At 38.7% G+C, this 13323-nt stretch carries 11 protein-coding genes; all 11 read right to left on the reverse strand.

Translation table 11 applies throughout. From position 1 onward, the window contains the following. Positions 1-87: 87 nt before the first annotated feature. The 11 genes from D8Q48_RS05640 to rpsL all read right to left on the reverse strand — a co-directional run bounded on the left by D8Q48_RS05640 (position 88) and on the right by rpsL (position 13240). Positions 88-684: a 4'-phosphopantetheinyl transferase superfamily protein gene (locus tag D8Q48_RS05640; RefSeq protein ID WP_118688313.1), complete on the reverse strand. Its 597-nt coding sequence runs from the start codon at positions 682-684 to the stop codon at positions 88-90. Continuing rightward, positions 663-1610, reverse strand: coding sequence for an alpha/beta hydrolase (locus D8Q48_RS05645; RefSeq protein WP_118724753.1), 948 nt, complete (start codon positions 1608-1610; stop codon positions 663-665). The genes D8Q48_RS05640 and D8Q48_RS05645 overlap by 22 nt, the downstream gene beginning before the upstream one ends. 58 nt (positions 1611-1668) lie before the next feature. Next, positions 1669-2625, reverse strand: a complete 957-nt coding sequence (locus D8Q48_RS05650) for a carbohydrate kinase (RefSeq protein WP_186864472.1) — start codon at positions 2623-2625, stop codon at positions 1669-1671. 6 nt (positions 2626-2631) lie between these two features. Continuing rightward, positions 2632-4053, reverse strand: coding sequence for a glycoside hydrolase family 32 protein (locus tag D8Q48_RS05655; RefSeq protein WP_243116240.1), 1422 nt, complete (start codon positions 4051-4053; stop codon positions 2632-2634). A 14-nt stretch (positions 4054-4067) separates the two neighbouring features. Next, positions 4068-5954, reverse strand: a complete 1887-nt coding sequence (locus D8Q48_RS05660) for a sucrose-specific PTS transporter subunit IIBC (RefSeq protein ID WP_121055800.1) — start codon at positions 5952-5954, stop codon at positions 4068-4070. A 285-nt stretch (positions 5955-6239) separates the two neighbouring features. Further along, entirely contained in the window at positions 6240-7220 is a 981-nt protein-coding gene (locus D8Q48_RS05665) for a LacI family DNA-binding transcriptional regulator (RefSeq protein WP_121055802.1), read from the reverse strand. 49 nt (positions 7221-7269) lie between these two features. Beyond that, a complete protein-coding gene (locus D8Q48_RS05670) occupies positions 7270-8442 on the reverse strand; it encodes an iron-containing alcohol dehydrogenase (protein WP_121055804.1) in 1173 nt (390 codons plus the stop codon). A gap of 268 nt (positions 8443-8710) precedes the next feature. Next, positions 8711-9898, reverse strand: coding sequence for an elongation factor Tu (tuf, locus tag D8Q48_RS05675; RefSeq protein WP_117990230.1), 1188 nt, complete (start codon positions 9896-9898; stop codon positions 8711-8713). Positions 9899-10020: 122 nt separating this feature from the next. After that, positions 10021-12138: an elongation factor G gene (gene fusA, locus D8Q48_RS05680; protein ID WP_117990229.1), complete on the reverse strand. Its 2118-nt coding sequence runs from the start codon at positions 12136-12138 to the stop codon at positions 10021-10023. 12 nt (positions 12139-12150) lie between these two features. Further along, positions 12151-12621, reverse strand: a complete 471-nt coding sequence (rpsG, locus tag D8Q48_RS05685; RefSeq protein ID WP_207667541.1) for a 30S ribosomal protein S7 — start codon at positions 12619-12621, stop codon at positions 12151-12153. A 199-nt stretch (positions 12622-12820) separates the two neighbouring features. Then, positions 12821-13240: a 30S ribosomal protein S12 gene (gene rpsL / locus D8Q48_RS05690; protein WP_117990228.1), complete on the reverse strand. Its 420-nt coding sequence runs from the start codon at positions 13238-13240 to the stop codon at positions 12821-12823. Positions 13241-13323: the final 83 nt, after the last annotated feature.

Genomic DNA, 13323 nt, shown 5'->3' on the forward strand with positions numbered 1-13323 from the left:
TCAACAACGGATATTGTCAATTAACACTATAAAAATATAAGAAGAAAAAAGGGGAAATTTGCATTTACTGATTTCCCCTTTAATAGTCTATATCGATTTAAATATTACCTCAAGAAATATTTCTTCTTCCGTTGCGACACTAATAAAATAATTCTCCACTCTTCTGGTATCTATATAACAATTCATATCTCGAAGCTCTTTCCAGCCTTCTTCAAATCCGATTCCTTTTAACTTTAATCTTGCTTCAAATTCCGTCCATAGCTGTGAGAATTTCTCATTTTTTTCTTCTCCCGATAAATCAGTTAATTCTTCCTGCATTCGAGGTGAGTATACTTTCTTTACGGTTGCTTCATGGCACTGCATAATATGTTCTATATCTACACCTATCTCGCAATCCGCAATTGCAAGTACCACATAGTTACCACTGTGTGACAGATTGAAAAAAGGCTCCCCGGCTTTAAGAAATGGTTTTCCATTTTCATTTATGATAAGCTGTTCCTCATGCTCAATATTTAAGTACATTTTCAACAGATATCCTGCCATTAATTCTTGTTTTTTGTCTTCCTCAATCTTATGCTCCCGGTATTTTTTCACATATTGAGGTGCTATCTGAGAGAGTATCTTTTTCTCGTATTGAAGTATATGTTCTGCATCCGCTATGATTAATTTTGCTTTGTATGACATATCAAAAACTCCATTTCCTCATTGTTGCACCGCTCTGCTTCTTGAAGCTTCAAATTGATGTTGAACACGTGATTTAATTCATGTTCTTTTGAAACACACATATACAATCTGGCATTAACATTTTGTTCCATTAAATAGCGCATCAATTCAAGACTATGCATTTTCACAAAGTCTGTCTCAGATGTCACAAGCAAAGTATCCGGAAACTGTGATGTAACATATTTGCCAAATTCAAACAAATCTATTTTCTGTTCATACAACGAGTGGTATTCCTCTTCTGTTATCTGCTCTGGATTTTTATTTTCTAAATTCAAATATTCAAATGCAATCATTCGAACAAGGTCAGATCGTCTGCATTCGTAATTTACCTGGTATACTCCGCAATTTAATACAATTGCCTCAAACACATTTTTTTTCGGTATCTGAAATGTAAATTGCCCGGCATACTTCTCATTAGAACTGATTGCGGCATATTGCCCTAATATCTGGGCGCCAGCTGAATCACCTGTTCCATAAATATGAGACGGATCCATATTATATTCTTTTGCATGCTCCAAAATCCAGGTCATTACAGTATTTAAATCTTCAACAGGTGCCGGAAAATACGCATGCGGAACAAGTCTATAATTGATATTAACCACAGCAAAGCCTTTCTGCACAAGTTTCCAGCAATAATATTTGTATCGCTCTTTTGAACTCTGCATCCAGGCTCCTCCGTGGACATTCACCAATATTGGAAGGCATTCACCTACACTGTCCTTTGGTCTGTATATATCTAATGTATTCCATTGCTTTTCTGCACCATATTGTATTTGTTCGTATATCACTACATTATCCGGGTTGGTTATGGATTCGTCAAACGTTGCCAATTGTTTCTGCTCTGTCTCTTCAAATAAATCCCGAATCATTTCTGTAAATTTTGTCATTTATCTAACTCCTTTAAGACACGAAAAATAATACGTCTCTTTAGAAATGTCAAAACCATTATCCTAATAATCCGGCAATTTCTTTTTCTTCCGGCATCACACGAAGTGCACCTTTTCTTGTTGTAATGATTGAAGCTGCCGCATTTGCAAACTGCAACATTTCAAATAAATTTTCTTCTGTCAGGTTTTCCAATCCATGCTCACAAATATAATGCAATACACAGCCACAGAACGTATCTCCTGCCCCCGTTGTTTCAATTGTATTTTTCTGGATAAATGGTTTTACTTCAACCATTTTCCCGCCATAATAAGCACGGCTTCCTTCTTTTCCCATCGATACAAGAATCAATGGAATCTGGTATCTTTCTAAAATCCACTTCACTCCATCTGTATAATCTTCCTGACCTGTCAGCCATTGAATTTCATTATCAGAAATCTTTAAAATATGACAATGAGAAAGTCCATATAAAATCTGTTCTTTCGCCTCATCCAACGAATTCCACAAAGGCTCACGCAGGTTTGGATCAAAAGAAATGATATCTCCTGCTTCTTCTGCTATCTGAATGGCTTTTTTTGTTGCCTTTCGCACATCCTCATGTGTCATTGACAAGGTTCCAAAATGAAACAATTTAGACTCTTTGATCAGTTCTTCTTTTACTTCAGACTCTTTCAGCATCATATCAGCGCCTGGATTACGGTAGAAAGAAAAATCTCTGTCACCGTCCGGATAAGTATGTACCATCGCAAGTGTTGTATGAATTTCTTTGTCCATACACAATCCTGTTGAATCAATTCCTACTTCCTCAATTGCTTCTTTTAACTGCTTTCCAAAGAAGTCATCTCCGACTTTCCCAATAAATGCTGTTTTATGTCCAAGCTTTGTCAACATAGCCAGAACATTGCATGGTGCCCCACCCGGATTAGCTTCAAAAAGAGGGTTGCCCTGACCACTTACTCCGTTTTCCGTAAAATCAATCAACAATTCTCCAAGTGCTGTTACATCATACTTTTTCATATTCAATCATTCCTTCCACTGAATTTTCATTGGTTCAAGTTCATACAGCACACCATTACCACAGCCATATACTTGTATCTCTTCCGGCTGCTCAGGATAAAAACGTGTACTCATAACATACTCACCTTCATTATAAAACACTTCTATCGAAGATGCATCAATAAAAATCTGTATTTTATTCAGCGATGGAAGATTTATAAAGCGTTCTGTACGTCCGGCACCTGTTTTTTCGTCCATTACCAGTTTAACCACGCCATCTCTCCAACTAATACAAACACCTTTACCGATTTGAATTTCCAACGCAGCACCTTGATTTTCAAAAATAAACTCACTGTATTTTTCTGACTTTAACCCAACTTGCTTTTCACATACAAAATTAAATTCATTTTTCCTAAGTGCTTTCAATTCCTCAACAGGTCTTGCCATCAGCCTATTGTTTTCCCAATGTAATTCTCTTGGAAGACTCATGCAATGCTGCCACATATTTTCAGTTGTAGGATTGATATAATCTGCATCCGGCATTCCCATCCAGCCAATCACAATGCGCCGTCCGTCCGGTGCTTCGAAAGTCTGCGGTGCATAATAATCAAATCCCATATCCGCTTCATAATATTCTCCCAATTCATATTCTCCTCTAAAATCACCTTTTAAAGGAAAATATCCACAAGAATACACATTTTGACCAATATCATCATGAGGCTGCATCCCTTGTGGAGATGTCATCACAATCCATTGTCCATCTACGCAAAAAATGTCCGGGCACTCCCACATATATCCCATATCGTTTTCTGTTTTAATTACATTGATATGCTTCCAATTATATTTATCCGTTGATTCAAAAATCAATAACTCACCTTTGTCCTGCCGCGTTCTTGCACCAAGTACCATGTAGTATTTTCCATCCATTTTCCAGACCTTTGGATCTCTGACATGGCAGCTCAAATCATCCGGATAATCTTTATTTTCTAAAATGCACTGATTACTATCCGGCAAAATTCCATCTTTTGTAATCGCAAGCCCTACATTATGACCACGCCCTTCATAAATATAATCATAATCTCCCGGATGCTTTACATTTCCTGTGTAATATAAATACAGTGCATCATCTTCCGCAAGTGCAGATCCTGAATATACTCCATTTATATCCCATGAATCTACCGGATATAAAAATGTCGGATGCTTTTTCCAGTTCAATAAATCTTTACTTGTATAATGCCCCCAGAAAATATCGCCTCGATTAGCATCTAATGGACTATGTTGAAAAAACACATGATAATTTCCTTTATAAAAACATAGACCATTCGGATCATTCATCCATCCAGACAAAGGCATCAAATGATACCCTTGTCTGAATTTATCGTTATTCATTTTGGAAAGTGCAAGTTCTTCGGCTACTTTGATTTTCTGATATAATAAATCTTTTTTCACGTTTTAATCCTCTTTTATTTTGTTATATCAAGAAGCGTCTCTCCCACGAGAATCTCCCCTTCATGTTCCACCTTTATATCTGCAAAATCATCTGTATTTGTAACAATAACCGGTGTGATTGTTTTAAATCCCGCTTCTTTGATTGCTTTCATATCAAACTCCATAAGCAAATCACCCGCTTTTACTTCCTGACCTTCACTGCAATGCGATGTATAATATTTTCCATTCAACTGGACTGTATCAACCCCAATATGAATCAATAATTCCACTCCATTTTTTCCTTCAAGACCAACTGCATGCCCCATAAGTGTGCTGACTGTCGCATTGAATGGTGCATATACTTCACCTTTTACCGGCTCAATTGCAATTCCTTTTCCTAATACTTCAGAAGCAAATGTTTCATCTCCTGTTTCAGATAATCCAACAACTTTTCCTTCTACCGGAGAAAGTACTTTTTTATCATCATTTGCGCTATTTACCACTGTTTCTTTCAAAGTATCCTTTTCTACTTTTTTATCGTCCTCTTTTTTATTCTCGTATCCGAAGATCCATGTAAGAACAAATGCGACACCTGCTGTAATTAAGAACATTAAAATATATTTAACAGGTGTATTCAGACAAAGAAGGATTCCAAAAATACCTGTCACGCCAGTTCCTGTTGCTCCAAGAGATGTAATTGATGCAAACATCGCTCCACATCCACCACCGATACAAGCGCAGATAAATGGTTTGAAAAATCTCATATTTACACCGAAGATAGCTGGTTCTGTGATTCCCATAAATGCTGATAAAGAAGATGGCAATGCCATTGCTTTCAATTTCTGGTCTTTTGTTTTTAATGCGACTGCCAACGCTGCGGCACCCTGTGCTATGTTTGCTGCTGATGCAAGTGGAAGCCAGTATGTACAGCCAAATTCTTTGATTTGTCCCAGGTCAATAATTGTATACATATGATGAATACCTGTTACAACTGTCGGTGCATATAATGTTCCCATTACAAATGAACCGATTCCAAAAGGAATTGTGATCAATGCCTGAATTCCGTTGATAATGCTTGATTCCACAAAGTTGAAAACAGGTCCGATCACTGTCATTGTCAAAAATCCTGTCACAAAAACAGATACAAGCGGTGTAACAAACAGATCAAACATTGCCGGTACTCGTTTATGCAGCCATTTTTCAATTGTTGCCATAACAAAAACTGCAATGATTACTGAAATAACATGTCCCTGATAACCAACAAGCGGAACTTTCCAAAGACCAAATACATCCAGATACTGTTCTACTCCGCCTGTCATTGTCCATGCATTCTGCAAATTCGGATGAACCATGATCATACCGATAACAGCACCTAAAAACGAATTTCCGCCAAATACTTTTGCTGCAGAAAATCCGATCAATACAGGCAGAAATACATAAGCTGTATTTGAGAACATATTTGCCAAAACAAAAAGACTGCTTTCATTTGACATAGAAATATATCCATTATTAATCAGGAAATTTAATGATTCCATAATTCCCATCAAAAAACCTGATGCTACGATTGCTGGAATGATTGGAACAAAAATATCTCCGAGTGTCTTGATAAAACGCTGGAAAGGATTTCCTTTGCTTGCCGCGTCTTTCTTAACATCTTCTTTTGTTGCTGCTGAAATTCCGGCGATTGCAATAAATTCATCGTAAACCTTATTTACTACTCCTGTCCCGAAAATGATCTGCAACTGTCCGGACGCTTCAAAAACACCCTTCACTCCCTCTACTTCTTCCAGTGCTTCTTTTGAAACTTTGCTGTTGTCGGCAATTACCATGCGTAATCTTGTTGCACAATGTGCTGCTGATACAATGTTATCTTTTCCACCAATCAAACGAATAACCTCTGATGCTGCTTTTCTGTAATCCACCTGAATACCTCCTTCATGTTTTATATATTTTTATATTTGTTTCATATCTATTTCATATTGTACCACATTGTTTCATAATTTCAATTAGAATTATTTCATAATTTTTCACATCGAAAATTATGCATAATGCCAAATCCATATTTTTTGTGACAGATGTATTACTATATTTTCACAGTTCCTCTTGATTTTTAACAATCAATCGCACTTTTTAAAATTGTACGAAAAAAGCTAAATATGAAACACTGTTTCATATTTAGCTTATATTTCATCTTTCTTTGTTTCACATCAACACGACTCTTGCTGTATCACTTCAAATCCCATTTTCAATTTATTTTTCATATCTATTCCACTGTCAATTATTTTTATCAACATATCAGCGCCTTCGCTCCCTGTAGATTTATAGAATAAATGTGCTGTTGTCACTGTTGGTGATATAATTTCTGTCATACGCGAATGCCCGATTCCAGTAACCGCAACATCTTCCGGTATCCGCTTTCCAATTCCTTTTAAATATTGTATTACTCCAATTGCAATCGTATCTGTTGCACAGAAAACAGCCTCTGTATCCGGAGCCTGTGAAAAGAGTTTTTCTGCAGCATCATACCCTGACTCCAACGAAAAGTCAGAATACGTAATTGCTTTATCATTGAGCTGAATATGATTTTTCTTCATCGTATCCATAAATCCATTGCATCTCGCATCTCCTGCCGCTTTATCTTCGGAAGTAACAAAAACTGCTCCATAGTTCTTTCTTTTAAGCCCGATCAGCTTTTCTGTCATCGCAGCCGCAGCCCCATAATCATCATGATACACACACGAAAACTCCGGCACATTCTGGCTCAAAATAACAATCGGAACTGTCAACGATTGTAACAATTCAAGATGCTGTTTTGTAATAATCGTAGCACTAAATATGATTCCTGCCAGATTATCCTGCTTAAATGACTGCAAATACTGGATTTCTTTCTCTATACTATTTTCTGTATCTGCGAGCAACATACGATATCCTTCACGATTTAAAACCTGGGATATTCCGGCAATAACCCGCGATATACTCTCCGAATTTATCTTTGGAATAATTACTCCGATTGTTGGTTTCACTGTTTGTAGCTGCGACTGCATTTTTTTACTAGGAACATATCCTGTCTGCTCAATAACTTCTTTTATTTTTTTTCTCTTCTCTTCACTTACATATCCATGATTAAAATATCTTGACACACAAGCTTTTGACACACCGGCAAGCTTTGCAATCTCTGTTACCGTCATTTTTTTACTCTCCTAGTATACTTTTAATTTTTACCACATCTACATCCACTTATAAACATGCTTTGTAAATCTGGATAATATCTTCATTTGTCAACGCCACATATGCATCCTTTAAATATCCGCCTTCATTCGCATGATCTGCCATTACTTCGAAATGCTCCTCATCTATTCCAAGCTCTGTAAGTGTCATCGGAATGCCCGTAGATTTAAAATATTCTTCCAGGGCATCAATACCTGCTAATGCAAGCTTCGCTTCATCTTCGCCGTCTAAGCCCATTACATTTCTTGCAAATTTTACAAATCTTCCTGTAGCAGTACTGTCCTTTGCAAGAATATGACGCATCCATCTTGGTGTCAGAATGGCAAGTCCTACTCCATGAGTAATATCATAAAATGCTGACAATTCATGTTCCATAGCATGACAAGGCCACCCCGTCTCCTGTTTGCCATAAGCTGGTATTCCTGAACATGCGATGGAAGAATTTGTCATCAGATTCGCTCTTGCACTATAATTATCCGGCTCCTTAATTGCAATTGGACAATTTTTCATCACTGAACGAAGAATTGTTTCTGCAATACCATCAGACAAATCGCTGTCATCTGTTCTTGAAAAATAATCTTCTATGATATGGCTCATAATATCAGCTGAACCTGCTGCTGTCTGATACGGAGAAACTGAAAAAGTATATGTCGGATCACAGATTGACACAGCCGGATAAGTATATGATCTTCCTAATTTTTGATTCGTATTCATATTGGAGATAACTCCGCCTCCATCGTATTCCGAGCCTGTAGCACTTAATGTCAGAATCGTTACAAGAGGAAGCGCTTTTTCAGCAATTCCTTCTGCATTCACAACCATTTTCCACATATCGTCGCCCTCATAATATGTTCCGACAGCAATTGCCTTTGAACAATCAAGAGTGCTTCCGCCACCGACTGCAAGTATCACATCTATATTTTGTTCACGGCATAGCCTTACACCTTCAGCAACAGATTCTATACGCGGATTTGGATCAATACCACTTAACTCGCTAACTCTAAAACCACCTTCATTCAAAATCTTCATCACTTCATCATATAGTCCTATCTTCTTGATAGAGCCACCGCCATATGTCAATAGCACATTCTTACCAAATGATTTTAATGCCTCTTCTAAGTGGCTTATCTGACCTTTACCAAAATAAAGTTTTGTTGGAATTGTTCTCTGATAATTAAGCATGATTTCTTCCTCCATTCTGAATTGTAGTCATTCTTCTTTTTATTATATCATATCAATTTCCATCTAAAAAGACCAAAGAATGTGCCAAGGCACATTCTGGTGCCTGCGGCGGTCGCTTGCGACATCTTCCTTATATGCCACAGTGCACATCCTCGCGGAGCGTTTTTATATATTAGGAAAGAACACTTTCCTAATATATAAAAAATCCCTAGAAACATAAAGTTTCTAGGGATTTGATATCGAATATTAAATCTAAATTAGATTATGATTACTCAATAATTTTAGCTACTGTACCAGAACCTACTGTACGTCCACCTTCACGGATAGCGAAACGAAGTCCTTCTTCCATAGCTACTGGATGAATCAGTTCAACTGTCATCTCTACGTTATCTCCAGGCATGCACATTTCTACGCCTTCTGGAAGATCGCAAACACCTGTTACGTCTGTTGTTCTGAAGTAGAACTGTGGACGATAGTTGTTGAAGAATGGAGTATGACGTCCACCTTCATCTTTTGTTAATACGTAAACCTGGCATGTAAATTTCTTGTGGCATGTTACTGTACCTGGTTTGATAAGAACCTGTCCTCTTTCGATTTCTGTTCTCTGAACACCACGAAGAAGTGCTCCAATGTTATCTCCAGCCTGAGCCTCATCAAGAAGCTTACGGAACATCTCGATACCTGTTACAACAGTTTTCTTAACGTCCTCGTGGATACCGATGATTTCTACTTCATCAGAAACGTGAAGTGTACCACGCTCTACTCTACCTGTAGCAACTGTACCACGTCCTGTGATAGAGAATACGTCCTCTACTGGCATAAGGAATGGTTTGTCTGTATCACGCTCTGGATCTGGGATGTACTCATCTACAGTATCCATAAGTTCCATGATCTTGTCTCCCCATGGTCCCATTGGATCTTCAAGAGCTTTCAGAGCTGAACCTTTGATGATTGGGCAATCTGTGAATTCATACTCTTCAAGAACTTCGTTAACTTCCATCTCTACTAATTCGATAAGTTCTTCGTCATCAACCATATCACATTTGTTCAAGAAAACAACGATGTATGGTACGTTAACCTGACGAGAAAGAAGGATATGCTCTTTTGTCTGAGCCATAACACCATCTGTAGCAGCTACTACAAGGATAGCTCCATCCATCTGAGCAGCACCAGTGATCATGTTTTTAACGTAGTCAGCATGTCCTGGGCAGTCAACGTGTGCGTAGTGACGTTTTGCTGTCTCATACTCAACGTGAGCTGTAGAGATTGTGATACCACGTTCTCTTTCTTCTGGAGCTTTATCGATGTTCTCGAAATCAACAGCTGCGTTACCTTCAACTCTTTCAGACAGAACTTTTGTGATAGCAGCTGTCAGAGTTGTTTTACCATGGTCAACGTGACCGATTGTACCAATATTACAATGTGGTTTGTTTCTTTCAAATTTAGCTTTAGCCATTTTGAATGTCCTCCTTGAAAATCTAACCTGAATCCAGGCATTTACTTATTATATCCGCTTTTACTCGGCTAACTTTGATTATATTTCAAAGTCAGCCTTTTTTCAAGCGTTTTATAACTATTTTAAGCGTTTTTGTTTGATAATACTTTTTCCTGTACAGACTTCGGTACTGGCTCATAGCTCTCGAAGAACATTGAGTAGTTACCACGTCCCTGTGTCTTAGAACGAAGGTCTGTAGAGTATCCAAACATTTCTGACAATGGAACATATCCACGAACGATCTTACCGCCGCCAAGATCATCCATACCTTCGATACGTCCACGACGAGAGTTGATATCACCGATAACATCTCCCATGTATTCTTCTGGCATTGTTACTTCAACCTTCATGATAGGCTCCAAAAGAACTGGTGCTCCCTGTTTCATAGCATCCTTGAATGCAAGAGATCCTGCAATATGGAATGCCATTTCACTTGAATCGACCTCATGGTATGAACCATCATATACTGTAGCATGAACTCCGACTACCGGGAATCCTCCCAAGATACCAGATTTCATAGCTTCTTCGATACCTTCACCTACAGCTGGGATGTATTCCTTAGGAATTGATCCACCAACTACTGTAGACTCAAACTTGTATGTCTCCTCACCATTGACATCCATTGGCTCGAATTTAACTTTACAGTGTCCGTACTGTCCACGTCCACCAGACTGTTTAGCATACTTGCTGTCAATATCTGTAGCTTTTGTGATAGACTCTTTGTAAGCAACCTGTGGTGCACCTACGTTAGCTTCTACCTTGAACTCACGAAGAAGACGATCAACGATGATCTCTAAGTGGAGCTCACCCATACCAGCGATGATTGTCTGTCCTGTTTCCTGATCTGTATGAGCACGGAAAGTAGGATCTTCTTCAGCCAGTTTAGCAAGAGATTCACCAAGTTTACCCTGGGAAGCTTTTGTCTTAGGCTCAATAGCAAGCTCGATAACAGGCTCTGGAAATTCCATAGACTCAAGAATTACAGGATGCTGCTCGTCACAGATTGTATCACCTGTTGTAGTGAATTTAAATCCGATAGCAGCTGCGATATCACCTGCATATACTTTGTCAAGTTCCTGTCTCTTATTAGCATGCATCTGAAGGATACGTCCAACACGTTCCTTCTTATTCTTTGTTGCATTCAATACGTATGAACCTGAGTTCATAGATCCAGAATACACACGGAAATAAGCAAGCTTACCTACGAATGGGTCTGTCATAATCTTGAATGCCAAAGCTGAGAATGGTTCTTCATCTGAAGAATGTCTTACAACTTCGTTACCATCCTCGTCAACACCCTCGATTGGAGGAATGTCTGTTGGAGCTGGCATATATTCGATAATAGCATCCAGAAGTTTCTGAACACCTTTGTTTCTATATGCTGTACCGCAACATACTGGAACTGCTGTACACTCGCATGTAGCTTTACGAAGAACTTTTTTCAGATCATCAATAGATGGTTCTTCACCTTCCAGATACATCATCATAAGATCATCATCAAGCTCGCAGATTTTCTCTACCAACTCTGTGTGGTACAGTTCTGCTTCATCTTTCATTTCTTCTGGAATCTCTGTAACAGAAATATCTTCGCCCTTCTCATCATTGTAGATATAAGCTTCCATTTCCATCAAATCAATGATTCCTTTGAATTCATCTTCTTTACCAATTGGCAACTGAAGACAAATTGCATTTTTACCAAGTCTTGTTTTGATCTGATCTACAGCATTGTAGAAATCAGCTCCAAGGATGTCCATCTTGTTGATGAACGCCATTCTTGGTACGTTGTATGTGTCTGCCTGACGCCATACGTTCTCTGACTGTGGCTCTACACCACCTTTAGCACAGAAAACACCTACGGCACCATCAAGTACACGAAGTGAACGTTCAACCTCTACAGTGAAGTCAACGTGTCCCGGAGTATCAATGATGTTGATACGGTGTTCCAGAGCACCAGCCTTTGGCTTTGTATGATCTTCCAATGTCCAATGACATGTTGTAGCGGCTGAAGTAATTGTGATACCTCTTTCCTGCTCCTGTTCCATCCAGTCCATAGTAGCAGTACCTTCATGAGTATCACCAATTTTATAGTTAACACCAGTATAGTAAAGAATACGCTCTGTCAGTGTAGTCTTACCGGCATCGATATGAGCCATGATACCAATGTTTCTAGTTCTCTCTAATGGATATTCTCTTCCAGCCATTGTAGCCTCCTATTAGAATCTATAATGAGCAAATGCTTTATTAGCCTCTGCCATTTTATGCATATCTTCTTTCTTCTTCACAGATGCTCCTGTGTTATTAGCTGCATCCAGGATTTCATTTGCAAGTCTTTCTTCCATTGTCTTCTCGCCTCTCTGACGTGAATACAATGTAATCCAGCGAAGTGCAAGAGCCTGTCTTCTGTCAGCTCTAACTTCGATAGGTACCTGGTAAGTAGCTCCACCGATACGTCTTGCTTTTACCTCAAGTACTGGCATGATGTTGTTCATTGCCTCTTCGAATACTTCGATTGCTGGCTTCTCAGCCTTCTCTTCAACTCTCTCAAATGCTCCGTATACAATCTTCTGTGCTACACCTTTCTTACCATCAAGCATGATGTTGTTGATAAGTTTGGTAACAACTTTATTGTTGTATATTGGATCCGCTAATACATCTCTTTTCTGAGTATGTCCTTTACGTGGCACGGTCCTTCCCTCCTTAATCATGATTTTCGGCATTACGCCGGGATTAATTCATCGGTACTCACATGTGTCTCTCTATGGAAATCGCATTGCATGTGCTCGTGGCCGCCGGACTCTATAAAATCCGCAACCTACGATTAATCATAGTTCTGTTTGTGATACGATTTAACTGTTTAGTTACAATCTTTGCTAAGGCGTTCTATTATTTAGCGTCTTTTGGTCTCTTAGCGCCGTATTTAGAACGAGCCTGTCTTCTCTTAGCAACTCCTGCTGTATCAAGTGTTCCACGAACGATGTGGTATCTTGTACCTGGCAGGTCCTTAACTCTTCCTCCACGGATAAGAACAACACTATGTTCCTGAAGGTTGTGTCCTTCTCCTGGGATATAGCTTGTTACTTCGATTCCGTTAGAAAGACGAACTCTGGCGATCTTTCTAAGAGCTGAGTTAGGTTTTTTAGGTGTAGCTGTCTTAACTGCTGTACAAACACCTCTTTTCTGTGGTGCAGATACATCAGTTGCACGTTTCTTCAGTGAGTTGTATCCTTTCTGAAGAGCTGGTGCTGTAGATTTCTTTTCAGAAGTCTGACGTCCTTTTCTAACTAACTGGTTAAATGTTGGCATTCTTTTTCACCTCCTATGATTTCGTTGCCTCATCTCTTATGAGAATGAGGGGTTGCAGATAATAAATTCATATTATCTTTTGT

Origin of the sequence: Ruminococcus sp. B05 (assembly GCF_003628495.1) — a bacterium.
GTDB lineage: Bacteria > Bacillota > Clostridia > Lachnospirales > Lachnospiraceae > Schaedlerella > Schaedlerella hominis.